We start from the raw sequence: 25,903 nt of genomic DNA on the forward strand, positions 1-25,903 counted from the left end.
ATGGACCGCACGAACCCGATCATCTTTAGGAGTGTGTATGAATCTCACCATCAGCGGACATCATCTCGAAGTGACACCAGCCATCCGTGAATACGTACAAACGAAGCTGGAGCGCGTGAAACGTCATTTCGATCAAGTCATCGATATCGCCGTGATTCTGACCGTGGATAACCTCAAAGAGAAAGAAAAACGTCAAAAGGCTGAAGTCAACCTGCGTTTGAGTGGCAAGACTGTCTATGTGGAAAGCTTGGCGCACGACCTGTACGCCGCGATCGATACCCTGATCGACAAGCTCGATAGGCAAGTGATGAAATACAAAACCAAAGTGCAAGGGCACGGTAAAGAGGCGATCAAGCATCTGCCAGACAACTCCGAGGAAGAAGCCGTCGTCGCCGTCTAAGGCCACCCGCTTCCAGCAGTTGTGATCAACTAAGGGCGCACATCTTGCGCCCTTTTTTGCGCCTGGACCTGTTGAACGCAATCTTCCCCGCGCAGGCGCTAGAATGTTTGCACTTTCACTTCTTTCCTGCCTGCCATGAGCGACTTCGTCCAGACCTCCATCCGCAACCGCACCGGACACATCGTGCTCGACCGTCCGAAAGCCTTGAATTCCCTGTCGCTGGAGATGGTGCGCGCCCTGAGTGCGACCTTGCTGGCCTGGCGCGACGATCCGCACGTGGACGCCGTCGTGATCCGTTCCAGCAGCGAAAAAGCCCTGTGCGCCGGCGGCGATATCCGCTTCTTTTACGATGCGGGACTGGCCACGCCGCAAGGCGGCAGCGCCTTGCTGGAAGATTTCTTTACGGAAGAATACGCGTTAAATCATGTGATTCATTTCTATCCGAAACCGTATATTGCCGTGATGGATGGCGTGGTGATGGGCGGCGGCATGGGCGTGGCGCAAGCCGGGCCCGGCAACCGCCTGCGCATCGTGACGGGCCGCACGCGCATGGCCATGCCGGAAGTCAATATCGGCCTGTTCCCTGACGTGGGCGGCAGTTATTTCCTGTCCCGCCTGGCCGGCCAGCTGGGCCTGTATCTGGGCTTGACGGGCCTGACGATCAACGCGGCCGATGCCCTGTACACGGGCCTGGCCGATGTCTACCTGCCCGAGGCGCAGATGGGGGCGCTGCTGGCCCTGTTCGACTCGACGCCGGGCGAGGCCTTGCCGGTAGCCATCAAGGCGCTGGCGGCACCGTTCCAGGCCGAGGCGGGGGTATCGTCCCTGTCCACGGCGCGTGCGGCGCTGGACCGTCATTTCAGTGCGGGTTCGGTGGCGACCATCATGGCCTCGCTGGCGCAGGACGACTGTGCGTTCGCCGCCAGGGCGCTGGCGGCCATGCGTTTGCGTTCGCCCTTGATGATGTCGGTCACCCTGGAATTGCTGCAGCGGGGCGCTCACCTGGGCGTGGCCGATTGCCTGCGCCTGGAGCGCACGGTGGTGCGCCATAATTTCGAGCATGGCGAAGTGCTCGAAGGCGTGCGTGCGCTGGTGGTCGACAAGGACAATGCGCCCCGCTGGAATCCTGCCAGCCTGGACGACGTCGACACGGCCATGGTGGCGCGCTTCTTTGTCCCCGTCTGGCCGGCGCAAGCGCATCCGCTGCGCCACCTCGACTAATCAAGCGCGCTCGCGATGGCGCAGCACGACTCTTTCGTTCGGGCCGAAATACTGCGCCAGACGTTCCGCCATGTACACGGAGCGGTGCTGGCCGCCCGTGCAACCCAGGGCCACCGTCAGGTAGCTGCGGTTGTCGGACTTGAATGACGGCAACCATTTCTCGATGAAGGTGCGGATATCGGCCAGCAGTTCCAGCGCGCTCGGCTGCGCATCGAGGAAGGCGATCACGGGCGCGTCGCGTCCGTCGAGGGGACGCAGGGCCAGGTCGTAATAGGGGTTCGGCAAGGCCCGCACGTCGAAGACGAAATCGGCGTCCAGCGGCACGCCCAGCTTGAAGGCGAACGATTCGAAGAACAGGGTCAGCGGCGCGCGCTCGGAGGCGACGATATCCTTGATCCAGGCGCGCAATTTATTGGCGCTCAGTTCCGACGTGTCGATCACATGGCCCAGCTGTTCGATGGCCGACAGGCGCTCGCGTTCTTCCGAGATGCACTCGATCAGGGTGCGGCGGCTGGCCGGATTCTGGTTCGGACGCAATTCATGCGACAGCGGATGGCTGCGCCGCGTTTCCGAGAAGCGCGCCACCAGCGAATGCGTGGTGGCCGTCAGGAACATGACCTTGACGTCGTGCCCCTGGTCGCGCAGCAGGGCCACATTGTGCGGCAGGCTGGTCAGCGACTCGGCGCTGCGCGCATCGACGGCGACGGCCAGTTGCGGTGTACCTTCGTCGAGCAGGGTTTGCACCAGGCTGGGCAGCAAGGCCGGTGGCAGGTTGTCGACACAATAGTAGCCGGTATCTTCCAGCACATTGAGCGCGACGGATTTACCGGAGCCGGATATTCCGGTGATAAGGACGATATGCATACGCCGATCATACAATAAAGATCGGCGCTCTGCTCCGAAGGCAATTATCTTTACAAATTATTGCAATTATTGTTCGAGCATTGCTTGTATTTAATTGTTGCCATTGACGTCAATGTGGGGGTCAGACCCGTCGGGTCGGACCCCGGTAATTAATCGCCGCTCATTGCCAAACGTTGGTGCAGCAGGGAATTCACGCAGCACAGCTGCGTGCCTGCGTAACGGTTCGCCCTTGCAAGGGCGAACTCCTTGGCAACATTAATCGCCACTCATGGCGAGTCGTTGCCGCTCCATGAACTCCTGCAAGGTATCGATGCCGCGCAGCTGCAGAATCGTATTGCGCACGGCCGCTTCCAGCAGCACGGCGATGTTGCGGCCGGCGGCGACGGGGATGACGACCTTGCGCACGGGCAAGCCCAGCACGTCTTCCGTGGGGAACAGGAAGGGCAGGCGCTCGACTTCTTCTTCCAGCGCGTTGCGGCGCACGAGGTGCACGATCAGTTTCAGGCGCATCTTGCGGCGCACGGCCGTTTCGCCAAAGATGGCCTTGATGTCGAGTAAACCCAGTCCCCGCACTTCCAGCAGGTTTTGCAGCAGCGGCGGGCAGCGGCCTTCGATCATGTTCGGGGCGATGCGCGAGAACTCGACGGCGTCGTCGGCCACCAGGCCGTGGCTGCGCGAGATCAGCTCCAGCCCCAGCTCGCTTTTGCCCAGGCCGGAATCGCCCGTGATCAGCACGCCCACGCCCAGCACGTCCATGAACACGCCATGCATGATGATGCGTTGCGCCAGTTTTTTCGACAGGTAGACGCGCAGGAAGTCGATCACTTGCGCGGCCGGCAGCGGGGTGGAGAACAGGGGAATGTTTTGCTCGTCGCAGATGGCGAGGATGTCGGGCGGCGTTTCCAGCCCCTGCGCGATGATCAGCGCGGGCGGACCGCCGGCGATCAGCTCGCCAATCACGTGGGTGCGCGTGTTGACCTTCAGGCGCTGGTAGTAATTGATTTCCTGGTGGCCAAAGACCTGGATGCGGCCCGGATGGATCAGGTTCAAGTGACCCACCTGGTCGGCGGCCGACGAGACGTCGCCCGAGATCAGGCGCTCGCCGCCGGGGAAGCCGGCGAACCAGCCCAGTTGCAGACTTTCACGATTATCGTCGTACAGGCGTTGTATCGTCAGCGGCGTTTGCAACATGGCAGTCTTCTTCAGGAGTGGAGGAATACCTGAAGTTTAACCCGCCGCTTGCAGGCTGGGTTGCCAATTGACGATGCGCGAATGCACGGATTTCGGTTCCGGATCCGTGGCCAGCGCCGTGCGGAAGGCATCGTCGGAAAACATTTCCGCGATTTCCGACAGGATTTCCAGATGTTGCTGGGTGACATGATCGGGAATCAGCAGGAAAAACAGCAGATTGACGGGCTTGCCATCGGGCGACTCGAACGGAATCGGCTCGGCCAGGCGCACGAAGGCGCCGAGGGGCGATTTCAAGGTTTTGCTGCCCTTGACTCTGCCATGCGGCACGGCCACGCCATGGCCCAGGCCAGTCGAGCCCAGGCGTTCGCGGGCAAACAGATTGTCCGAGACGGTAGAGCGGGCGATGCCGTAATTGTTTTCGAAGATCAGGCCGGCTTGCTCGAAGGCGCGCTTTTTACTGGAGACTTCCAGGTCCAGCAGGACGTTTTCGAGGGATAATATTTTGCTAAGATTAGTCATGACACTCAATGAAATGGTGCAATGCGCAGAGGGCTTGCGAGCCGAATTATAGGCCTGTTTCGGCGGCCTGTAACGCCAATTCTCAACAGTATACGCCCGCTGCGGGCGCAGTGGGCGCTACAGCCCGCGTAGCCATCATTTTAGCAAAAAAATAACATCGGCGTGTATCGGCTATTTCCTGATTAAAAATACGCGGTGCGCCGGTTTTTCCGCCGCCGAATGCCGATTTTCCGATTTTTCAGCGTCTTTGACATGCTCTGCGGCACTACTGCAACGTTGTTTTAAAACACAGCCAACATTCCTGTTGGCATGGTTTTGTGGTGTTGCGCGGTGTTACCCAATGTTACTGGCGCGCATTGCGCAGATTGCCCGGCATCGTACCCGTACTGAAATTGCTGCGCCAGGGATTGATATCGAGCCCGCCGCGGCGCGTATAGCGCGCATACACGGACAGTTTTTGCGGCTTGCACTGACGCAAGATATCGACAAAGATGCGCTCCACGCATTGCTCGTGGAATTCGTTATGCTCGCGGAAACCGATCAGGTAGCGCAACAGGCTTTCCTGGTCGATCTGCGGTCCCGCATATTCGATCTGCACGCTGCCCCAGTCGGGCTGGCCCGTCACCAGGCAATTCGATTTGAGCAGGTGCGAAACGAGTTTTTCTTCCACGGGCGCATCATCGAACGCCGCCTTCAAGAGCTGCGGCGAGGGCGTGTATTGCGTGATTTCCAGATCCAGGCGGTCCAGCAGCACGCCGTCGAATTCGCCCATTTTCAGCTTGCCGAAATCGTCCTGCAAGGTCAGTTCCACTTGCACGGGCGCGCCGAAGCCGTTCGATAAATCCTGCTTGAGCAGGGCCAGCAGCGCATCTGCGCTGTCCAGCTTGGTCTGGTTGAACGAGTTCAGATACAGCTTGAACGATTTCGATTCGATGATGTTGGGCGAATCGGCCGGCGCGCTGACCTTGGCAATGGCCACCTGCGGCTTGCCGCGCTGGTTCAGCCACGACAGTTCATACGCATTCCAGATATCGAGGCCGAAAAACGGCAATGTGCCGTGCAATTTCAGCTCGTCGCGCTTGCCCTGGCGTGGAATCGGAAACAGCAGTTCCGGCGCGTAATCGGTGCGGTAGGCGGAGCTTTTGCCCAGGGGAGACAGTTCGGCGAGGTCGTTGGTGGTGGTCATGGTCGTGTGGCGTGAATTCAGTCAAGCACGCATGGTAGCCTATTTCACCCCAGTGCAATACCGGGGTGAATTCGCTATTTAGCCCAAGAACAGTTTGTAGACGGGATTGCTGCTCTCATCCCAGTAACGGTAGCCCAGGGTATCGAGGAAGCGGGCGAATTCTCCCATCTCGTCGGGCGGCACTTGCAAGCCGATCAGGATGCGGCCCACGTCGCCGCCCTGGCTGCGGTAATGACAAAGTGAAATATTCCAGTTCGGCGCCATGCTGTCGAGGAAGCGCATCAGCGCACCCGGGCGCTCGGGGAATTCAAAGCGGTACAGCAGCTCGTCCTGCGCCAGCCGGCTCTTGCCGCCCACCAGGTGGCGGATATGCGACTTGGCCAGTTCGTCGTGGGTCAGGTCCAGGGTCTTGAATTCGTGTTCCTCGAAGGTCTTGGCCAGGACGCTCGACTCATGCCGGTCGGCAATTTGAATGCCGACGAACACGTGCGCGGCTTTTTCATCGCTGATGCGATAGTTAAATTCCGTCACGTTGCGCGCGCCGATGAGCGAGCAGAAGCGCTTGAAGCTGCCCCGCTGTTCGCGCATGGTGACGGCAAACACGGCTTCGCGGAACTCGCCCAGTTCGGCCCGCTCGGCGACGAAGCGCAAACGGTCGAAATTCATGTTCGCGCCGCTGGCGATGGTGACCAGGGTTTCATTGTTGACAGGATGCTTGGTCAGGCTGGCCCGTTCCACATAGGCTTTGGCGCCGGCGATGGCCAGGGCGCCCGATGGTTCCAGGATGGAGCGCGTATCCGTGAACACATCCTTGATGGCGGCGCAGATGGCGTCCGTGTCGACCGTAATGATTTCATCGACATACGCCTGCACCAGGCGGAAGGTTTCCTCGCCGGCCAGGCGCACGGCCGTGCCGTCTGCAAACAGGCCCACGTCGTTCAGGGTCACGCGCTCGCCCGCTTTCAGCGAGCGGGCCATGGCGTTCGAATCGACGCTTTGCACGCCGATGATCTTGATGTCGGGGCGAATCTGTTTCACATAGGCGGCAATGCCGGCGATCAAGCCGCCGCCGCCGATGGGAGCGAAGATGGCGTGGATGGGGCCGGCGTGCTGGCGCAGGATTTCCATGCCGATCGTGCCCTGGCCGGCGATCACGTCCGGGTCGTCGAACGGGTGCACGAAGGTCAGCTTCTGTTCCTTTTCCAGGGTCAGCGCATGGTTGTAGGCATCCGTGTAGGACTCGCCGTGCAGTACCACTTCCACGTTCACGCCGCCGCGTCCCTTGACCGCCTCGACTTTCACCAGCGGCGTGGTGGTCGGCATGACGATGACGGCGCGGCAACCCATGCGCGCGGCCGACAGAGCCACGCCCTGGGCATGGTTGCCGGCCGAGGCGCAAATCACGCCGCGCTTGCGTTCCGCTTCGCTCAGCTTGGACATCTTGTTGTAGGCGCCACGAATCTTGAAACTGAACACGCTTTGCATGTCTTCGCGCTTGAAGTAAATCTGGTTGTTCAGGCGCTGCGACAGGGCAGGGGCCAGTTCCAGCGGCGTTTCGGTAGCGACGTCATAGACGCGGGCGGTCAGGATTTTCTTGAGGTAGTCGATGTTCATAGTCTGCAAGCAAGTGATTCTGGGCCAGAAAGGGTCTGGAGCGTGTCGGGCGATAGCGGCGGCGCCGCGGCGGATAGCCTGGCGACAATAATGCTCTGTGGAACTACGGGCGGGTATGCCTTTGCCTGCCAGCGCGGATTGTGCGGCGCGCAAGCTGCTCTTCATTATAATGGAGAGCCTTACTGCATCGCGAAGTGTTCCATGATCGAATCCGCAATCGCCTGGCTGCTGCAACTGATCGCAGCACCGGAAGTCGGGCTGACCTCGGTCTTTCTGATCAGCTTTATTTCCGCCACCCTGTTGCCGCTCGGCTCGGAACCGGCCGTGTTTGCCGTCATCAAGGCCAATCCCGCGCTGTTCTGGGCCGCCATCGGCGTCGCCACCTTGGGCAACACTCTGGGCGGCATCGTCGACTACTGGATGGGCTACCGGGCCAAGCAGGCGTTCGCCAAGGAGCGCGACACGCGCTGGTTCCGCTGGCTGGCCCGCTATGGCGCCAAGACCATGCTGCTGGCCTGGCTGCCCATCGTGGGCGACCCGCTGTGCACCTTGGCCGGCTGGCTCAAGCTGCCGTTCTGGCCCAGCGTGGCCTACATGGCCGTCGGCAAGTGCGCGCGCTACCTGACCATGACGGGCTTGCTGCTCTACGTACCCGATGGCGTATGGCACCGGATCGGCCAGATGCTGGTCTGAATGGGACTGGCTGCAACGCCCGTTTGCCCTATTTTTGGGCAGTTCGATAGTTTGCAGCAGACTCTGATTCTTGGCATTTTTGCGTCGAAAAATCATCAAGACTGGTTTTTTATTCATGCAAAATAGGGCTTTTCCGTATTTGCTATGGTGGCGGGTGAGGTGCTTAAACCTTGGGCGGCATAAGGCTGTTCCCGCATGGTGCGGCGCAATAAGATAAAATGGGTCTTTAGGGTCCAGTCCACATCGTCACCACACTCCATGAACGCTCCCGCACATATCCAAGCTTTACTGGCAGAAACGCCCAATGGTCCCGCAGCAAGCCGCCTGCGTGAAATCCCGTATAACTACACGTCGTTTTCCGATCGCGAGATCGTCATACGCCTGTTGGGGGAGGACTCGTGGCGCCTGCTCGACGAGCTGCGCGGCGCCCGCCAGACGGGCCGTTCGGCCCGCATGCTGTACGAGGTGCTGGGCGACATCTGGGTCGTGCGCCGCAATCCCTACCTGCAGGATGACTTGCTCGACAATCCAAAGCGCCGCCAGGGTTTGATCGATGCCTTGCACCACCGCCTGGCCGAAGTCGACAAGCGCCGCCTGTCCATCGATGTGGCCGGCGGCGACGCGCTTGCTGCCGGTGAAGCGCCGGAAGTGGCGCAAGCGCGCAGCGCCAACGTGGAACTGCTGCTGAAAGCGGCCAGCAAGGCCGTGGCCGATTTCGGCGACGAATTCCGCAAGACCTATGACTTGCGCAAGCGCACGGTCAAGGTGCTGGGCCGCTACACGGAAAAACACAATGTGCGCTTCGATGGCATGACGCGCGTCTCGCACGTGACGGACGCCACCGACTGGCGCGTGGAATACCCGTTCGTCGTGCTCACTCCCGACACGGAAGAGGAAATGGCTGGCCTGGTCAAGGGCTGTATCGAGCTGGGATTGACCATCATCCCGCGCGGCGGCGGCACCGGTTACACGGGCGGCGCGATTCCCTTGACGCCGATGTCGGCCGTCATCAACACGGAAAAACTCATCACTTTGGGCGCCGTGGAAATGACCGTCTTGCCGGGATTGAGCCACGAATACGCGACCATCAATTCGGGCGCGGGCGTGATCACGAATAAAGTGTCGGAAGCGGCGGAAAAGGCTGGTTTCGTGTTTGCCGTCGATCCGACCTCGGCGCACGCCTCTTGCATCGGCGGCAACGTCGCCATGAATGCGGGCGGCAAGAAGGCTGTGCTGTGGGGCACGGCGCTGGACAACCTGGCCTCGTGGCGCATGGTTGATCCGAACGGCGACTGGCTCGACGTCACGCGCCTCGACCATAACCTGGGCAAGATCCATGATATCGCGCTGGCACGTTTCCAGCTGGAATGGCGTCACCCGAGCACGCGCGACGCGACCAAGCCGAACGCGCCATTCAAGACGGAAATCCTGGAAATTCCTGGCCGCAAGTTCCGCAAGGAAGGCCTGGGCAAGGACGTCACCGATAAATTCCTCTCCGGATTGCCGGGCATCCAGAAAGAGGGTTGCGACGGCCTGATCACGTCGGCGCGCTGGATTCTGCACAAGATGCCGAAGTTCGCCCGTACCGTCTGCCTGGAATTCTTTGGCCAGGCGCGCGACGCGATTCCGTCGATCGTGGAAATCAAGGATTACCTGGACGGTTTGCCGGCCAAGGGCGAGCAATACACGACCATCCGCCTGGCGGGCCTGGAACACCTGGACGAGCGCTACCTGCGCGCCGTCGGTTACGCCACCAAGTCGAAGCGGGGCGTGCTGCCGAAGATGGCCTTGTTCGGCGACATCGTCGGCGACGATGAAAATGCCGTCGCGCAAGCGGCGTCGGAAGTGGTGCGCATCGCCAACACCCGCGTGGGCGAAGGTTTTGTTGCCGTCAGCCCGGAAGCGCGCAAGAAATTCTGGCTCGACCGCGCCCGCACGGCCGCGATCGCCAAGCATACCAACGCGTTCAAGATCAATGAAGACGTCGTGATTCCGCTCAATCGCATGGGCGAATACACGGATGGCATCGAACGCATCAATATCGAGCTGTCGATCAAGAACAAGCTGCAACTGGCCGAGGCCCTGAGCGAATTCTTTGGCAAAGGTAATTTGCCAGTAGGCAAGAGCGACGATGCGTCCGACGACCGGGTCGACGATGCGGAAATGCTGGGCGACCGCGCCGAGCAGGCACAACAGCTGCTGGCGCAAGTCACGGCACGCTGGACCTATCTGCTGGCCCAGCTCGATCGTCCGCTGACGGACGTGAAGGGCGAACTGGCCGAACTGGGCATGGAGCGCTTGCTGCCCGTGTTCGATGCGCGCCTGGAAACCCAGCCGGACGCCACCCTGTTCGACGTGGTACAGGACCGCACCGTGCGCATTACCTGGAAGCAAGAGATTCGGGCCCAGCTGCGCCAGATATTCAACGGTGCAGCCTTCAAGCTGATTCTTGACGAGGCGACGGCCATCCACGCGCGCATCTTGCGTAGCCGCGTGTTTGTCGCGCTGCACATGCATGCGGGCGACGGCAACGTGCACACGAACTTGCCCGTCAACTCGGACAATTACGAAATGCTGCAGGACGCCCACGAAGCCGTGGGCCGCATCATGATTTTGGCCCGCTCGCTGAACGGCGTTATTTCCGGCGAACATGGTATCGGCATTACCAAGCTGGAATTCCTGACGGAAGAAGAGATCGGCGAATTCCGCAGCTACAAGCAGCGCATCGATCCCGAAGGCCGTTTTAATAAAGGCAAATTGCTGAACCTGCCAGGCATGGGTGCCGACTTGCGCAATGCCTACACGCCATCGTTCGGCCTGATGGGGCACGAGTCCTTGATCATGCAGCAAAGCGATATCGGCGCCATCGCCGACAGCGTCAAGGATTGCTTGCGTTGCGGCAAGTGCAAGCCCGTGTGCTCGACGCACGTGCCGCGCGCCAACTTGCTGTATTCGCCACGCGATAAGATTTTGGCGACCTCGTCCCTGATCGAAGCCTTCCTGTACGAAGAGCAGACGCGCCGCGGTATTTCCATTAAGCATTGGGAAGAGTTCGAGGACGTGGCCGACCATTGCACCGTGTGCCATAAATGCGTCACGCCTTGCCCCGTCAACATCGATTTCGGCGACGTGTCGATGAACATGCGCAACTTGCTGCGGAAGATGGACAAGAAGAGCTTTAATCCGGGCACCAAGGCCACGATGATGTTCCTCAACGCCACCGATCCCGTGACCATCAACGCCACGCGCAAGGTCATGATCGGCTGGGGTTACAAGGCGCAGCGCCTGGGCCACGACTTGCTGAAGAAATTTGCCAAGAAGCAAACCAAGGCGCCGCCGCCATCGACGGGCAAGCCGCCCGTCAAGGCGCAGGTTATCCACTTCATCAACAAAAAGATGCCGGGCAACTTGCCGAAGAAATCGGCGCGCGCGCTGCTCGACATCGAAGACGACAAGGTCATTCCGATCATCCGCAACCCGAAGACGACGACGGCCGATACGGAAGCCGTGTTCTACTTCCCCGGTTGCGGTTCGGAGCGCCTGTTCTCGCAAGTGGGCCTGGCCACACAGGCGATGCTGTGGGAAGTGGGCGTGCAGACGGTCTTGCCGCCGGGCTACTTGTGCTGCGGTTATCCGCAGCGGGGCGCGGGCGAGTTCGACAAGGCCGAGAAGATGATGACGGATAACCGCGTCCTGTTCCATCGCATGGCCAACACGCTTAACTACCTCGACATCAAGACTGTGCTCGTCTCGTGCGGTACTTGCTACGACCAGCTGGCAACGTATCAGTTTGAAAAGATTTTCCCAGGCTGCCGCATCATGGATATCCATGAGTATTTGCTGGAGAAAAACGTCAAGCTGGAAGGCGTGAACGGCACGCGCTATATGTACCACGAGCCATGCCACAATCCGATGAAGCTGCAGGAATCGGGCAAGACCATCAATTCCCTGATCAGCACGGTCGATAACGTGAAGATCGAGAAGAATGACCGTTGCTGCGGCGAATCGGGTTCGCTGGCCGTCACGCGTCCCGACATTTCTACGCAAGTGCGTTTCCGCAAGGAAGAAGAGATGGTTAAGGGTGCCGACAAGCTGCGCGGCGATGGTTTTACAGGTGACGTGAAAATCCTCACCAGCTGCCCGTCGTGCCTGCAAGGACTCTCGCGCTACAATGATGATTCGGGCACGACGGCCGACTACATCGTCGTCGAGATCGCCAAACACTTGCTGGGAGAGAACTGGATGCCGGATTACGTGAAACGTGCCAATGACGGCGGCATCGAACGGGTGCTCGTGTGACCTGTGATTTATGCCAGTTGCTCGACAGCTTCGCCAGCAAGCAGGGTTGTGAAACCTTGCTGTGGCGCAGCGAGCGCCTGTCCGTCGTGGCCGTTGATGACCCTGCATATCCCGGTTTTTGCCGCGTGATCTGGAACAAACACGTGAAGGAAATGACGGATTTGACGCCCGGCGAGCGCAATTACGTCATGGAAGTCGTGTGGCAAGTCGAGCTGGCCGTGCGTGAAGTGATGCAGCCGGAAAAGGTCAACGTGGCCAGTTTCGGCAACATGACGCCGCATGTGCACTGGCACGTGATTCCCCGCTACCGCGACGACGCGCATTTCCCGAACCCGAGCTGGGCTGTCGTGCAGCGCGAGACGGCGCCCGAGGTGCTGGCCGCGCGCCGCGCCCTGCTGCCGGCACTGCGCGACGCCATCATTCAACGTTTATCCGCATAAAGTATCGTCATGACTGAAAAAACAGCAACACCGCAACCGACCGGCTTGACCGTGCACAACCAGTCGCGCGTGCTCGACGTGGCGTTCGACGATGGCAGCGAATTTGCGCTGCCGTTCGAATACCTGCGCGTGTATTCGCCGTCGGCCGAAGTGCAGGGCCATGGCAAGGGCCAGGAAACCTTGCAATTAGGCAAGCGCCTGGTCGGCATCACGGGCCTGGAGCCGGTCGGCAACTACGCCGTGCAGCCCACCTTCAGCGATGGCCACAATTCCGGCCTGTACACCTGGGCCTATTTGTACAAGCTGGGCGCGCAGCAAGCGACCCTGTGGCAGGATTACCTGGACCGCCTGACGGCAGCCGGCTACCCGGGCGACAGTGGCCGCGACGCCAAGGCCGACATGACGATCAAGCAATCTTCCGGTCACGTCCACGGACCCAGTTGCGGGCATAAACATTAAAACACCTGAAAAACCTACTGCGCGTCGCCATTTGCGGCCGCCGATGCTCACTGTGCTCAAGCACAGTTCCGCTTCTCGGCCACAACTTGCTTCCGCTCGCTACGGTTTTTTAGGCGTTTAGAAAAAATAATGCGGTAATCTTGTCGGATTGCCGCAGATCCATTCGTCGTATGAATGCCCGCGCTTGCGGGCATTTTTCTTTTGGAGAAGAGACTATGGAATACCTGATCCTGATCTACGCCGACGAGGCACGCTATGCCGCCATGCCAGACGAGCAGATGGCCAGCCTGATGGCCGACTTTGCCAGCTATACGCAGGACCTGGAGGCCGCTGGCGTGCTGCGCGGCGGGGCCGAGCTGGCGCCCGTGCGCAGCGCCACCAGCGTGCGGGTGCAAAACGGCAAGCCCGTTGTCACGGATGGGCCGTTCGCGGAAACCAAGGAGCAGCTGGGTGGATATTACCTGCTAGCCTGCGCCAACCTCGACGAGGCGCTGGCCTGGGCCGGGCGTTGTCCGGCCGCTTCCCTGGGCACCATCGAAGTACGGCCTGTCACAGCATAAACATGGCCGGCGACGCCCTGTCGGCCGTCGAGTACGTCTTTCGCCAGGAAAGGGGCAGGGTGCTGGCCGGCCTGATGCGGCGTTTCGGCGACCTGGGCCTGGTGGAAGATGTGTTGCAGGAAGCGTGCCGCAAGGCGCTGGAACTGTGGCCGCGCACGGGCATCCCCGATAATCCCGCCGCCTGGCTCAGTTCCGTGGCGCGCAATGCGGGGCTCGATCACGTGCGCCGGGCAGGCAAGAGCGTCGGCGAGGCCGAGGCCGTGTTGTCGCGCCTGCCGGCGCCGGTGATTGAAGAAGCGCACGCCATCGAAGACGACCGCCTGCGCCTGCTGTTTATTTGTTGCCATCCCGCGCTGGCGCCCGAGGCGCAGGTGGCGCTGGCCCTGCGCACCCTGTGTGGCCTGTCCACGGGCGAGATCGCGCGCGCCTTCGGCCTGGCGGAAGCTGCCCTGTCGCAGCGGCTGTTGCGCGCCAAGCGCAAGATCGCCGAGGCGCGCATTCCTTTCGAGTTGCCGCCGGAGCAAGAGTTGCAGCAACGGCTGGCGCAAGTGCTGCACGTGATTTACCTGGTGTTCAGCGAAGGCTATTGCGCCAGCGCCGGCGATGCTTTGCTGCGCGCGGACTTGTGCGCGGAGGCGCTGCGCCTGGGACGGCTGCTTGACAGCCTGCAGCCCGGCCAGCCGGAAGTGCAGGGCTTATTGGCCCTGATGATGCTGCAGGCGTCGCGCGGCCCGGCCCGCCTGTCGCCCGAGGGTTTTTTGCTGACCCTGGAAGAGCAGGACCGGCGCCTGTGGGATGACGCCCTGATTGCCGAGGGACTGGCGCTGCTGGAACTGGCCTTGCCGGCGCGCGCACCGGGGCCATATCAATTGCAGGCGGCGATTGCCGCCTTGCACGCCAAGGCTCCCACGGCCAGCCAGACGGACTGGCGCCAGATCAGCGCCCTGTACGGCGCCTTGCTGCGGCACAAGCCGGAGCCGTTGATCTTGCTCAATGCCGTGATCGCCTGCGCGATGGCGCATGGCGCCACACATGGCCTGGCGTGGCTGGAACGCCTGGAAGCCGTGCCCAGCCTTGCCAATTCGCATTATCTGCACGCGGCCCGGGCCGACTTGCTGCGCCGCCAGGGGGACCGGCCGGGGGCGCTGGCAGCGTATGCCCGGGCGGCAATGCTGGCTGCGAATGCAGTGGAAAGGCAATACCTTCTCCGGCGTCACGGGGAAATGCGCCTGCCGCTTGTATAATGCTCCCAAGTTCAAACAGACTGCCTACCATGACCAATACGACCCATTTCGGATACAAAACAGTTGCAGAAGACGACAAAGTGCGCGAAGTCGCCAAGGTGTTCCATTCCGTCGCTGCCAAATACGACGTGATGAACGACTTGATGTCGGGCGGGCTGCACCGTCTGTGGAAGACGTTCACCATTGCCAACGCGGGCGTGCGCCCCGGTTTCAAGGTACTCGACATCGCCGGCGGCACGGGCGACCTGTCGAAGGCCTTCGCCAAGCAGGCGGGTCCTACCGGTGAAGTCTGGTTGACCGATATCAATGAATCGATGTTGCGCGTGGGCCGCGACCGCCTCTTGAATCGCGGCTTGCTCACCCCCACCTTGTTGTGTGACGCGGAAAAACTGCCATTCCCCGATAATTATTTCGACCGTGTCAGCGTGGCCTTTGGCTTGCGCAACATGACGCACAAGGATGTGGCGCTGGCGGAAATGCGCCGCGTGCTGAAACCGGGCGGCAAGTTGCTGGTGCTGGAGTTTTCCAAGGTGGCAGCGCCCCTGCAAAAGCCGTACGACCTGTATTCGTTCTCGGTCTTGCCGTGGTTCGGACAGAAAATCGCCGGCGACGCGGAAAGCTATCGCTACCTGGCAGAATCGATCCGCATGCATCCGGACCAGGAAACCTTGAAGACCATGATGGAAACGGCGGGCCTGGAACGCGTGCAGTACTACAATTTGACGGCAGGCATTGCCGCTTTGCACACCGGTATCAAGATGTAATGCATCAACGTTGGTGATTTTAGGAGATGGAATGAAATTGAAGAAATTTATGGTCGGCATGATGCTGGCCGCGACCACGGTATCCATGCTGGGCGAGGCGCTGGCCCGTCCCATGGGCGGTGGCCGTTCGTTTGGTCGCCAGTCGCAAAACGTGGGCCGCCAGGCGCCCGCACCGGCACCAACCCCGGCACCGGCCGCCGCGCCACGCCAGGCGCAACCTGCGCCGGCTCCCACACCGGCCCCTGCCGCCAAGGCACCAAGCCGCTGGAAGGGTTTATTGGGCGGCGCCTTGCTCGGTCTGGGCCTGGGCGCCTTGCTGTCGCATTTTGGCCTGGGCGGCGCCTTGGCCAGCATGATCAGCACCCTGCTGATGGTGGCCTTGCTGGCCGGCGTAGCCTTCTTTATCTACCGCATGGTGCGCGGCAAGCGTGACAGCAATGCCGGCGGTAATGCGCCGTTCGCGGGTTTTGGCGGCAACCAGCCTGCGCCAGCAGGCAACGTGCCTGACATCGGTTCGCGCATCCCGCCGCTGCCGCCGCTGCAGCCTGTCTCGTCCGGCGTAGGCCTGGACAAGCCGGCCCCGGCTGCCGCGCCATGGGGCGTACCAGGCGACTTCGACAAGGATGTCTTCCTGCGCCACGCGAAAAGCAATTTCATTCGCCTGCAAGCGGCCTGGGACAAGGCGGACGTCAACGATATCCGCGAATTCACGTCGCCGGAAGTGTATGCGGAATTGCGCATGCAAATCCAGGAACGGGGCGCGCAGCCGGACTTTACGGATGTCGTCACCATCGATGCCGAACTGTTGGGCATCGAGACGAGCGTCAACGATTACCTGGCTAGCGTAAAGTTTACGGGCCTGATCCGTTCGGCGCCGGGCGCCGCGGCCGAACCGTTCGCGGAAGTATGGAATATGTCGAAACCCGTCAGCGGCAATAGCGGCTGGGTCCTGGCAGGCATCCAGCAATTGAATTAATTGTAAAAACTTGCTGAATACTGGCTTAAGTCCATGCGGAATGCATGATGCTTAACAGATATTTCCTGCTGAACTGGTAAGATCGAAACCGCCCACGTTGTTTTACGGGCGGTTTTTTCTTTTTAGGGGCGCGAAGCGCGCAACATGATGGCACCACTTTCCGATCTCTCCCTGATGACGCCCGTCATCGCGACACTCAACCACTTGCTGGCGCAAGAGCCGTGGGCGCGCCAGCAGCTGGCCGTGCACGCCGGCAAGCTGGCCTGCATCGACACGGGCGCCGTGGCCTTGCGCCTGCGCGTCGACAGCGCAGGCATGCTGGAGGCGGCGCCTGCCGACATGCCGGCCAACGTCACCATCCGCGTGAAATTGTCCGACGTGCCGCTGATCCTGCAAAACCGCGAGCGGGCGTTTTCGTATGTGAAAATCGAAGGCGATGCCGAGTTTGCCAATGCGATTTCGCAATTGAGCAAGGGCTTGCGCTGGGAAGCCGAGCACGACCTGGAAAAGGTCGTCGGGCCCATGCTGGCCACGCGCCTCGTTGCCGGGGCGAAAGATGCCGCCGCCTTTGTCCGCACGGGCCAGCAAAAGCTGGCGGAAAACGTGGCCGAATATTTTCTCGACGAACAGCCCATGCTGATCCGTCCTTCTACCCTGCAAGAGTATTCCGCTGGCGTGACGCGCGTGCGCGATGACGTCGAACGCCTGGCCAAGCGCCTTGCCCGGCTGGAAAAGGCGGCTGCCGCCGCCCAGCCGCAGTCCTCCTTACCGGATTTGTCTACATGATATTGAAATTCCTGCGCCTGTTTAAAATCATCCGTGTTTCCATCAAGTACGGTCTGGATGAGATAGCGATTTCTGGTCTGCAAGTTCCCCGCACCGCCAAATTGATCGACACCCTGATTTTCTGGCGCGACCTGTCGTCGCCACGGGGCTTGCGCCTGCGCCTGGCGCTGGAAGAGCTGGGCCCGATTTTCGTCAAATTCGGCCAGGTGCTGTCGACCCGGCGCGACTTGATGCCGCTCGACATCGCGGAAGAACTGGCGCGTCTGCAAGACCGGGTGCCGCCGTTCGATTCCGACCTGGCCATTGCGCAAATCACCAAGTCGCTGGGCGCGCATCCGGATCAGTTATTTGCCCGCTTCGAGCGCGAGCCGGTGGCGTCCGCCTCGATTGCCCAGGTGCACTTCGCCACCCTGAAAGACGGCCGTGAAGTGGCCGTGAAAGTCTTGCGTCCAGGCATGAAAAAGCTGATCGACGAAGACGTGGCCCTGATGCACATCGCCGCCGACTGGACCAGCCGCCTGTGGGCCGACAGCAAGCGCCTGAAACCGAAAGAAGTGGTGGGCGAGTTCGACAAATACCTGCACGACGAGCTGGACCTGATGCGCGAAGCGGCCAACGCGAGCCAGCTGCGCCGCAACTTCGCCAACTCGGACTTGTTGCTGGTGCCGGAAATGCACTGGGATTACTGCTCCAGCAGCGTTATCGTCATGGAACGCATGTATGGCATCCCCGTGTCGCAGACTGAGCGCCTGGTGGCGGCCGGTGTGGATTTGCGTAAACTCTCCAACGATGGTGTGGAGATTTTCTTCACGCAAGTGTTCCGCGATGGCTTTTTCCATGCGGACATGCATCCGGGCAATATTCTCGTGTCGATCGCGCCACAATCGTTCGGCCGCTATATCGCGCTCGATTTCGGCATCGTCGGTACCTTGAACGACTACGACAAAGATTATTTGTCGCAAAACTTCCTCGCCTTCTTCCGCCGCGACTACAAGCGCGTGGCCGAGGCGCATATCGAGTCGGGCTGGGCGCCGAAAGACACGCGCGTCGATGAGCTGGAAGCGGCCGTGCGCGCCTGCTGCGAGCCGATCTTCGACCGTCCGCTGAAAGATATTTCTTTTGGGCAAGTCTTGCTGCGCCTGTTCCAGACCTCGCGCCGCTTCAACGTGGAAGTGCAGCCGCAACTGGTGCTGCTGCAAAAGACCCTGCTCAATATCGAAGGCCTGGGCCGCCAGTTGGACCCGGAACTGGACCTGTGGCAAACGGCCAAGCCGTATCTGGAAAAATGGATGAGCAACCAAGTGGGGCCGCAAGGCTTCATGGAGCGCCTGCGCGCCGAGGCGCCCCGCTATGCGCACATTTTCCCGCAACTGCCGCGCTTGCTGCACCAGGCCTTGACGGTGCATGGCGAACCGCGTGAAAACGATGTGGAACTGATGAAAACCTTGCTGGCTGAACAACGCCAGACGAACCGCTTGCTGAGCTTTATCGTGTACTTCGTCGGTGCTTTCGCCCTCGGCGCACTGGGCTTGCAAGTGTTCATGCGCTGGCATCAACTGCCGTTTTAAAGGCTGAGGACGTAAGTGATGGCTGACTTCCATACCCGCGATCCACTCTCGCCCGCCTTCTGGGACGAGCGTTTCGAGAAGCAATTCACGCCCTGGGACCACGGTGGCGTGCCGTCGCGCCTGCGCAGCTTCGTTGCAGGCAGCCCGGCGCCGCTGCGCTGCCTGATTCCAGGCTGCGGCTCGGCCTATGAACTGGTCTTCATGCTCGATCACGGCTGGGATGCCACGGCCATCGACTTTTCGCCGGCCGCCGTGGCCGCCGCGCGCGCCGTCGTCGGCGCGCGGGCAGGGCAGGTGCTGGAAGCGGATTTCTTTGCGTGGGAACCCGCAGCGCCACTGGACCTGATCTATGAGCGGGCTTTCCTGTGCGCCATGCCGCGCGCCATGTGGCCGCAGGTGGCGGCCCGCTGGGCGCAGCTGCTGGCGCCGGGCGCCATGCTGGCCGGTTACTTTTTCTTTGACGACAATGTCAAGGGGCCACCATTTGGTATTTCGCGTGAGCAATTACAAGACTTGCTGGCGCCGCATTTCGATTGCCTCGCCGACGAAGTCGTGGATGATTCCATCGCCGTCTTCGCCGGCAAGGAGCGCTGGATGAGCTGGCGCCGCCGGGCGGACTGAGGCGGGCGGGGCAATTTCTGCTGGGAGCAAAGGAAAAGCTTTATAATTCAGGGTTTTTGATGATTTTCTCGGAGTAGAGATGCCGATTTACGCTTACCGTTGTGACGAGTGTGGTTTTGCCAAGGACGTCTTGCAAAAGATCTCCGATCCAGTACTGACGGTGTGCCTGTCGTGCGGCAAGCCCAGTTTCAAGAAACAATTGACGGCCGCCGGTTTCCAATTGAAGGGCACCGGCTGGTACGCGACCGATTTCCGCGGCGGCACGGCGCCCACCACGGCCATTCCGACGGGTCCGGCCGACGGCGCCAAGCCTGCTGCAACCACCGAGAGCGCGCCTGCCGCGGCACCTGCGCCCGCCCCGGCTGCCGCTGCGCCGAAAGCGGACTGAAAAGCGCGCCGCGCCGCTACGATCCCTTACTGAGAAACCGATGCGTAAATACTTTATTACCGGATTACTGATTTTGGTGCCCCTGGCCATTACGGCCTGGGTCCTGAATCTGGTGATCAGCACGATGGACCAGTCGCTATTGCTGGTGCCCGGCAGTAAGCAGCCCAGCGTCTGGTTCGGTCGCCAGATTCCCGCGCTGAGCACCATTCCCGGCCTGGGCACGGTATTGACGGTACTGATCGTCTTCTTCACGGGCTTGCTGACGAATAACCTGGTCGGTAATTATGTGGTGAAACTGTGGGAAAAATTGCTGCAACGCATACCCATCGTCAATTCCCTGTATTCGAGCGTCAAGCAAGTGTCGGATACCCTGTTTTCCCCGTCGGGCAATGCCTTCCGCAAGGCCGTGCTGGTGCCATATCCGCACCAGAACTCCTGGACCATCGCTTTCCTGACCGGCGTGCCGGGCGGCGATGCGGCGAACCACCTGGTGGGCGACTTTGTCAGTGTGTACGTGCCAACGACGCCGAATCCGACATCGGGCTTTTTCCTGATGATGAAACGCAGCGATGTCGTCGAACTCGACATGAGCGTCGATGCGGCGCTCAAATATATCGTCTCGATGGGCGTGGTGGCGCCTGCGGAAGTTGTTGCTGTACCGGCCCCGGCAGCCAAAGAATAAAGGCAGGCGTCCCACATGGGACGTGGCCGGATTGAACACTCACTAACCTGAACTGAGAATTTTATGTCTATGCGTACTGAATACTGCGGCCTCGTTACCGAAGCCATGCTGGGACAAACCGTGAGCCTGTGCGGCTGGGTACATCGCCGCCGCGACCACGGCAGCCTGATTTTTATCGACCTGCGCGACCGTGAAGGCCTGGTGCAAATCGTTTGCAACCCGGAACAAGCGGAGATGTTCAAGGTCGCCGAAGCCGTGCGTAACGAATTCTGCCTGCGCGTGACGGGCGTCGTGACCAACCGTATCGAAGGCACCATCAACAACAACCTGAAGTCGGGCAAGATCGAAGTGGTCTGCTCGGAGCTGGAAGTGCTGAACCCTTCCGTGCCCGTGCCGTTCCAACTGGACGACGACAACCTGTCGGAAACGACGCGTCTGACGCACCGCGTGCTGGACCTGCGCCGCCCGCAAATGCAAAACAACCTGCGCCTGCGCTACAAGGTGACGATGGAAGTGCGCAAGTACCTCGACGCGCTGGGCTTCATCGACATCGAAACGCCGATGCTGACCAAGTCGACGCCAGAAGGCGCGCGCGATTACCTGGTGCCGTCGCGCGTCAACGCAGGCAGCTTCTTCGCCTTGCCGCAATCGCCACAGTTGTTCAAGCAACTGTTGATGGTCGCCAACTTCGATCGTTACTACCAGATTACCAAGTGCTTCCGCGACGAAGACTTGCGCGCTGACCGTCAGCCTGAATTCACGCAGATCGACTGCGAAACCTCGTTCCTGACGGAACAGGAAATCCGCGACCTGTTCGAAGACATGATCCGCGTCGTCTTCAAGAACACCTTGAACATCGACCTGCCGAACCCGTTCCCGGTGATGGATTTCGCCGAAGCGATGGGCCTGTACGGTTCCGACAAGCCGGACATGCGCGTCAAGCTGGCCTTCACGGACTTGACCGAAGTCATGAAGTCGGTCGAATTCAAGGTCTTCAACGGCGCCGCCAACATGAAAGGCGGCCGCGTGGTTGCCCTGCGCGTACCGCAAGGCGGCAGCATGCCCCGTTCGGAAATCGATGCCTACACGCAATTTGTTGCCATCTACGGCGCCAAGGGCCTCGCTTACATCAAGGTCAACGAGAAAGCCAAGGGTCCTGAAGGCTTGCAGTCGCCGATCGTCAAGTTCCTGCCGGCCGACGTGCTGGCCACGATCCTCGAGCAGACGGGCGCGCAAGACGGCGACCTGATCTTCTTCGGCGCGGACAAGGCCAAGGTCGTCAACGACGCCATCGGCGCGCTGCGCGTGAAAATCGGTCACAGCGAGTTCGGCAAGAAAGCCGGCCTGTTCGAAGACGTGTGGAAGCCATTGTGGGTGGTTGACTTCCCGATGTTCGAGCACGACGAAGAAGCGGACCGCTGGACGGCGACCCACCATCCATTCACGGCGCCAAAAGACGGCCATGAAGACATGCTGGAAAGCGATCCGGGCGCCTGCATCGCCAAGGCTTACGACATGGTCTTGAACGGATGGGAGCTGGGTGGCGGTTCGATCCGTATCCACCGCGAAGAAGTGCAAAGCAAGGTCTTCCGCGCACTGAAGATCGATGCCGAAGAAGCGCAGCTGAAATTCGGCTTCCTGCTCGACGCCCTGCAATACGGCGCGCCACCGCATGGCGGCCTGGCATTCGGCCTGGATCGTATCGTGACCATGATGACGGGTTCCGAATCGATCCGCGACGTGATCGCCTTCCCGAAAACCCAGCGCGCGCAAGACTTGCTGACCCATGCGCCGTCGGAAGTGGACGAGAAGCAACTGCGTGAACTGCACATCCGTCTGCGCAGCGCCGAGCCAAAAGTAGTGTAATGAAGCATGCGGCTGCCCAGGTGGCCGCTGTTTGATCCACTATGCAAAAAAAGGCGCTGTTGTGGCGCCTTTTTCATTGTTGATATGACTCATAAAATTCCTGTTTCCGTGCTGGTCGTCATTCATACGGCTGACCTTGACGTCTTGCTGATCGAGCGCGCGGGCCAACCCGGTTTCTGGCAATCGGTGACGGGTTCCGTCGATGCCGTCGACGAACCGCTGCTGCAGACGGCCGCGCGCGAATTGGCGGAAGAGACCGGCATCGTTGCCGATGGCCATGACATCGTGCTGCGCGACTGGAACTTGTCGAATGTGTACGAGATCTATCCGATCTGGCGCCACCGCTATGCGCCCGGCGTGACGCGCAACACGGAACACGTGTTCAGCGTGCAAGTGCCGCGCGACATCGCCATCACCCTGAGCCCGCGCGAGCACTTGCAGCACGCGTGGCTGCCTTACCTGGCGGCGGCCGACCGCTGTTTCTCGTCTTCCAACGCGGAAGCGATTTTGCAATTGCCGGCCATGACGGGCCTGGCGCGCCCCACCTGATTTTCCTAGAAAGCATTCCATGTTGAACTGGTTACATTTGACGACGCAGCAAAAACTGCTGGGCACCCTGGGCATCGTTTTTTGCCTGTGCTTTATCTTTCTGCTGTTCAGCTCTACGGTGCCTGGCCGCACGCCGCCGATCGGCATGCCGCTGATGGCGATCGGCTGGCTGCTGCATCCGGGCGCCTTTGCCAAGGGCAAGCGTACCGTGGCCTGGCGCGGCGCGCCGTTGCTGGTCAAAATCGTCTGGGCGGCCGGCATCACCGCGCTGATCGTCAGCGTGACGGCGGGCGTAGGACGCATGCTGGCCTGATTGTGGGTTTTAGGTGCGCACGCGCACCTACGCCGGCGCCGCGCGGGGCCTGTCAGGGAGTAGAATCAAGGCATGAAAATCCGCGTAGCAACTTATAATATACACAAGGGTGTTTCCTCCGTGCGGGGCTTGCCCAGGGTGCACGCATTGAAGCAGGCGATCGCTCTCTTCAATGCCGATGTCGTCTTTTTGCAGGAAGTGCAAGGCAAGCACGACCGCAATGCGGCCCGCTATGGCGCCGAGAAAAACGGCCACAAGCATTGGCCGGAAGCGTCGCAGCACGAGTTCTTTGCCGGCGCCGAACACCATTCCGCGTATGGCATGAATGCCGTGTATGACCATGGCCACCATGGCAACGCCTTGCTGAGCAAGTTTCCCATCGCCTCGCAAACCAACCACGACGTGTCTGACCATGCCTATGAGCAGCGCGGCATCCTGCACTGCGTGCTCCAGACGCCGCAGGCCGACGTGCACTGTTATGTCGTTCACCTGGGCCTGTTCGAATCGGGGCGGGGAAGGCAGACGCAGGCGCTGATCGACGCCGTCATGGAGTCGGCGCCGAATGGCGAGCCCGTCATCATTGCCGGCGACTTCAACGACTGGCGCAACACGCTCAGCGACAAGCTGCGCAATGCGCTCGGTGTGGTCGAGGTATTCGACCAGCGTGCGTCGAACTCGGCCCTGGGCGACCTGGTGCGCACCCTGGCGCGGCGCCAGACGAAAACGCCGATCCCCGTGCCGGCGCGTACCTTTCCCGCCGCCTTGCCGTGGTTCCGCCTGGACCGCATCTATGTGCGCGGTTTCCACGTGGAAGGCGCGCAAGTGATGCATGGCACCCTGTGGGCGAAATTGTCGGACCATGCGCCGATCATTGCCGCTTTGAAACTCGCGTAGACTGCCGGCATGCGCACAGTCAATTTCATCGCCCACAACGACATCCAGCTGCTGTATTGCGGCACCGACTATTTTCCTGCCTTGATTGCGGCCATCGATGGCGCGCGCTCGGAAGTGTATTTTGAAACGTATATCTTTGCCGATGACGCCACGGGCACCCTGGTGCTCGATGCCCTGAAACGCGCCGCCGCGCGCGGCGTGCTGGTGTGCATGATCACGGACTGGTTCGGCACGGGCAACCGCCGGGTCAACGCCATGCATGCGCAGCTGGAAGCGGCGGGCGTGCACCACCGCATCTTCAACCCGTGGTTCCGGCGCGGCATCACGCGCACGCATCGCAAGATTTGCGTGGCCGACGGCGAAATTGCCCTGGTGGGCGGCATCAATATCAACGACGACATGTTTTGCGACTACGACCACAACATCAGCCTGGAAGCGCCGCGTTGGGACTTTGCCGTGCAGGTGAAGGGCCCGCTGGTGGACGCCATCCATGAAGAAGTGCAGGCGCAGTGGGCACGCTTGGGCAAGATGAACCTGGTGCGGCGTATCAAGCTGTACCGCAAGATGCGCGTCGTCAGCAAGGAGCTGGCGAAGAACCCCGTGGTGGCCGGCTTTGTCGTGCGCGACAACCTGCGCAACCGCCGCACCATCCAGCGCGCCTACCTGCAGGCGCTGGGCCAGGCGCGCAAGAGCGTGATGCTGGCCAACCCGTATTTCGCGCCCGGGCACAAGCTGCGCCGCGCCCTGGCCCAGGCGGCCCAGCGGGGCGTCGACGTGGTGCTGTTGATCGGCGTGGGCGAATTCCGCATGCAAGATGCCGTGGCGCACTCGTTTTATCCGAAACTGCTGGCCGCCGGCGTCAAGATAGTCGAATACCGCAAGACGCAGCTGCATGCCAAGGTGGCCGTCGTCGACGATGACTGGGCGACGGTCGGTTCCAGTAATATTGACGCGCTGAGCCTGTTCCTCAACCAGGAAGCGAACGTCGTGATCAAGGACGTGGCGTTCGCGCAAAGCTTGCGCCAGCATATCGAGCAGGGCGTGGCCGACGGCATCGTGATTCACCAGGATGATTTCAAGCACATCGGCCGTTTCCGCCGGCTCGGTTATGAAGCGGCATTCCTCGCGTACCGGCTGGTGATGCGCATTTTTTCAGTAGGCAAGTACGCATGAACGAGATGACAATGGTCAGGCTGGACAAATGGCTGTGGGCGGCGCGTTTCTTCAAGACGCGCTCGCTGGCCAGCGAAGCTGTCGACACGGGGAAAGTCAAAGTGGGCGGCGAACGCGTAAAACCGGCGCGCAGCCTGCGCGTGGGCGATGAGCTGGCCATCGACAATGGCGCGGAGACGTGGGAAGTGGCCGTGCTGGGCCTGTCCGACAAGCGCGGCGCGGCACCCGTGGCGCGCCTGCTGTACGGGGAAACCCCGGCCAGCATCGCCCGCCGCGAGCAGCTGGCCGAGGAGCGCAAGCTGTTCCGCGAGCCAGGCACCACCATCAAGGGGCGGCCGACCAAGCGCGACCGCCGTCAACTGAGCAAGGCAGGCGACCTTTCCTGAGGTTCGCCGGGCTGGGATGGCAGGGGCGCGCGACGCTTTTGCCTCCCGAAATCGCGATAAACACGCAGCCAAAAAATGCTGCGCTGCACCAATAGAACGCCGGCTCTAAAGTTCCCGTTTGACTTTTACGTGGTAGTGGATAATAGTACGAGCGTTCGGATTTTTTCGGAGCGTGCTTTTTTTTACCCTCGCTTCAGTCCGCCAAATCGGCAACATCACTTTTAGAACGGTAATCTTGAATACTTCA

Annotated in this window: 26 protein-coding genes; 21 read left to right on the forward strand and 5 right to left on the reverse strand. The window is 60.9% G+C overall.

Translation table 11 applies throughout. The features are described from left to right. Positions 1–37 precede the first annotated feature (37 nt). Together hpf and CSQ93_RS13615 are read left to right on the forward strand one after the other, a co-directional pair. Complete coding sequence (gene hpf, locus CSQ93_RS13610) at positions 38–400, forward strand: ribosome hibernation-promoting factor, HPF/YfiA family (protein WP_034778388.1); 363 nt, start codon at positions 38–40, stop codon at positions 398–400. Between the two features lie 135 nt (positions 401–535). Continuing rightward, complete coding sequence (locus CSQ93_RS13615; protein WP_099378491.1) at positions 536–1,621, forward strand: 3-hydroxyisobutyryl-CoA hydrolase; 1,086 nt, start codon at positions 536–538, stop codon at positions 1,619–1,621. On the opposite strand, the gene rapZ is transcribed toward CSQ93_RS13615, so the two are convergent. The 5 genes from rapZ to ilvA form a co-directional block, all read right to left on the reverse strand. Then, a complete protein-coding gene (gene rapZ, locus CSQ93_RS13620; RefSeq protein ID WP_099378492.1) occupies positions 1,622–2,485 on the reverse strand; it encodes an RNase adapter RapZ in 864 nt (287 codons plus the stop codon). 255 nt (positions 2,486–2,740) lie between these two features. Continuing rightward, positions 2,741–3,676, reverse strand: a complete 936-nt coding sequence (hprK, locus tag CSQ93_RS13625) for an HPr(Ser) kinase/phosphatase (protein ID WP_034753337.1) — start codon at positions 3,674–3,676, stop codon at positions 2,741–2,743. Between the two features lie 36 nt (positions 3,677–3,712). Beyond that, positions 3,713–4,195 (reverse strand): PTS sugar transporter subunit IIA, encoded by a 483-nt coding sequence (locus tag CSQ93_RS13630; RefSeq protein ID WP_034753339.1) that lies wholly within the window; start codon positions 4,193–4,195, stop codon positions 3,713–3,715. Between the two features lie 343 nt (positions 4,196–4,538). Further along, entirely contained in the window at positions 4,539–5,381 is an 843-nt protein-coding gene (gene queF / locus CSQ93_RS13635; protein WP_099378493.1) for an NADPH-dependent 7-cyano-7-deazaguanine reductase QueF, read from the reverse strand. Between the two features lie 78 nt (positions 5,382–5,459). Next, positions 5,460–6,995 carry a threonine ammonia-lyase, biosynthetic gene (gene ilvA / locus CSQ93_RS13640; RefSeq protein ID WP_034753344.1) on the reverse strand — a complete coding sequence of 512 codons (1,536 nt, stop codon included), beginning with the start codon at positions 6,993–6,995 and terminating at the stop codon, positions 5,460–5,462. Between the two features lie 201 nt (positions 6,996–7,196). On the opposite strand from ilvA, the gene CSQ93_RS13645 reads away from it, so the two are divergent. From CSQ93_RS13645 to CSQ93_RS13735, 19 genes are all read left to right on the forward strand, one after another. Further along, a complete protein-coding gene (locus CSQ93_RS13645; protein ID WP_099378494.1) occupies positions 7,197–7,688 on the forward strand; it encodes a YqaA family protein in 492 nt (163 codons plus the stop codon). Positions 7,689–7,946: 258 nt separating this feature from the next. Next, positions 7,947–11,987, forward strand: a complete 4,041-nt coding sequence (locus CSQ93_RS13650; protein ID WP_099378495.1) for a DUF3683 domain-containing protein — start codon at positions 7,947–7,949, stop codon at positions 11,985–11,987. Further along, positions 11,984–12,427, forward strand: coding sequence for an HIT family protein (locus CSQ93_RS13655; RefSeq protein ID WP_099378496.1), 444 nt, complete (start codon positions 11,984–11,986; stop codon positions 12,425–12,427). The genes CSQ93_RS13650 and CSQ93_RS13655 overlap by 4 nt, the downstream gene beginning before the upstream one ends. 9 nt (positions 12,428–12,436) lie before the next feature. After that, entirely contained in the window at positions 12,437–12,886 is a 450-nt protein-coding gene (locus tag CSQ93_RS13660; protein ID WP_099378497.1) for a gamma-butyrobetaine hydroxylase-like domain-containing protein, read from the forward strand. Positions 12,887–13,101: 215 nt separating this feature from the next. Further along, positions 13,102–13,446 (forward strand): YciI family protein, encoded by a 345-nt coding sequence (locus CSQ93_RS13665; RefSeq protein ID WP_099378498.1) that lies wholly within the window; start codon positions 13,102–13,104, stop codon positions 13,444–13,446. Positions 13,447–13,448: 2 nt separating this feature from the next. After that, positions 13,449–14,690: an RNA polymerase sigma factor gene (locus CSQ93_RS13670; protein ID WP_099378499.1), complete on the forward strand. Its 1,242-nt coding sequence runs from the start codon at positions 13,449–13,451 to the stop codon at positions 14,688–14,690. Between the two features lie 29 nt (positions 14,691–14,719). Continuing rightward, entirely contained in the window at positions 14,720–15,454 is a 735-nt protein-coding gene (gene ubiE / locus CSQ93_RS13675; protein ID WP_034753359.1) for a bifunctional demethylmenaquinone methyltransferase/2-methoxy-6-polyprenyl-1,4-benzoquinol methylase UbiE, read from the forward strand. A 31-nt stretch (positions 15,455–15,485) separates the two neighbouring features. Then, complete coding sequence (locus CSQ93_RS13680) at positions 15,486–16,430, forward strand: Tim44 domain-containing protein (RefSeq protein ID WP_099378500.1); 945 nt, start codon at positions 15,486–15,488, stop codon at positions 16,428–16,430. Positions 16,431–16,577: 147 nt separating this feature from the next. Next, positions 16,578–17,216 carry a ubiquinone biosynthesis accessory factor UbiJ gene (locus CSQ93_RS13685; protein ID WP_233516181.1) on the forward strand — a complete coding sequence of 213 codons (639 nt, stop codon included), beginning with the start codon at positions 16,578–16,580 and terminating at the stop codon, positions 17,214–17,216. After that, complete coding sequence (gene ubiB, locus CSQ93_RS13690; RefSeq protein ID WP_099378502.1) at positions 17,213–18,784, forward strand: ubiquinone biosynthesis regulatory protein kinase UbiB; 1,572 nt, start codon at positions 17,213–17,215, stop codon at positions 18,782–18,784. Before CSQ93_RS13685 ends, ubiB begins: the two co-directional genes overlap by 4 nt. Positions 18,785–18,802: 18 nt before the next feature. Next, positions 18,803–19,405, forward strand: a complete 603-nt coding sequence (locus CSQ93_RS13695; protein ID WP_099378503.1) for a methyltransferase — start codon at positions 18,803–18,805, stop codon at positions 19,403–19,405. A 79-nt stretch (positions 19,406–19,484) separates the two neighbouring features. After that, positions 19,485–19,793 (forward strand): FmdB family zinc ribbon protein, encoded by a 309-nt coding sequence (locus tag CSQ93_RS13700; RefSeq protein ID WP_099378504.1) that lies wholly within the window; start codon positions 19,485–19,487, stop codon positions 19,791–19,793. Between the two features lie 40 nt (positions 19,794–19,833). After that, complete coding sequence (locus tag CSQ93_RS13705; protein ID WP_099378505.1) at positions 19,834–20,475, forward strand: DUF502 domain-containing protein; 642 nt, start codon at positions 19,834–19,836, stop codon at positions 20,473–20,475. A 69-nt stretch (positions 20,476–20,544) separates the two neighbouring features. Next, the gene (gene aspS, locus CSQ93_RS13710) at positions 20,545–22,341 is read left to right on the forward strand and encodes an aspartate--tRNA ligase (protein WP_070221635.1); all 1,797 of its coding nucleotides are present in this window, start codon (positions 20,545–20,547) and stop codon (positions 22,339–22,341) included. Between the two features lie 84 nt (positions 22,342–22,425). Continuing rightward, positions 22,426–22,890: a dihydroneopterin triphosphate diphosphatase gene (nudB, locus tag CSQ93_RS13715; protein WP_099378506.1), complete on the forward strand. Its 465-nt coding sequence runs from the start codon at positions 22,426–22,428 to the stop codon at positions 22,888–22,890. Positions 22,891–22,909: 19 nt separating this feature from the next. Further along, a complete protein-coding gene (locus tag CSQ93_RS13720; protein ID WP_077398985.1) occupies positions 22,910–23,203 on the forward strand; it encodes a hypothetical protein in 294 nt (97 codons plus the stop codon). A 72-nt stretch (positions 23,204–23,275) separates the two neighbouring features. Next, on the forward strand, positions 23,276–24,097 hold the full coding sequence (locus CSQ93_RS13725; RefSeq protein ID WP_099378507.1) for an endonuclease/exonuclease/phosphatase family protein: 822 nt from the start codon (positions 23,276–23,278) through the stop codon (positions 24,095–24,097). Between the two features lie 9 nt (positions 24,098–24,106). Next, positions 24,107–25,270 carry a cardiolipin synthase ClsB gene (clsB, locus tag CSQ93_RS13730; RefSeq protein WP_099378508.1) on the forward strand — a complete coding sequence of 388 codons (1,164 nt, stop codon included), beginning with the start codon at positions 24,107–24,109 and terminating at the stop codon, positions 25,268–25,270. Continuing rightward, positions 25,267–25,656 (forward strand): RNA-binding S4 domain-containing protein, encoded by a 390-nt coding sequence (locus CSQ93_RS13735; protein ID WP_099378509.1) that lies wholly within the window; start codon positions 25,267–25,269, stop codon positions 25,654–25,656. Before clsB ends, CSQ93_RS13735 begins: the two co-directional genes overlap by 4 nt. Positions 25,657–25,903 lie beyond the last annotated feature (247 nt).

This window comes from Janthinobacterium sp. BJB426 (assembly GCF_002735705.1).
Lineage (GTDB): Bacteria > Pseudomonadota > Gammaproteobacteria > Burkholderiales > Burkholderiaceae_D > Janthinobacterium.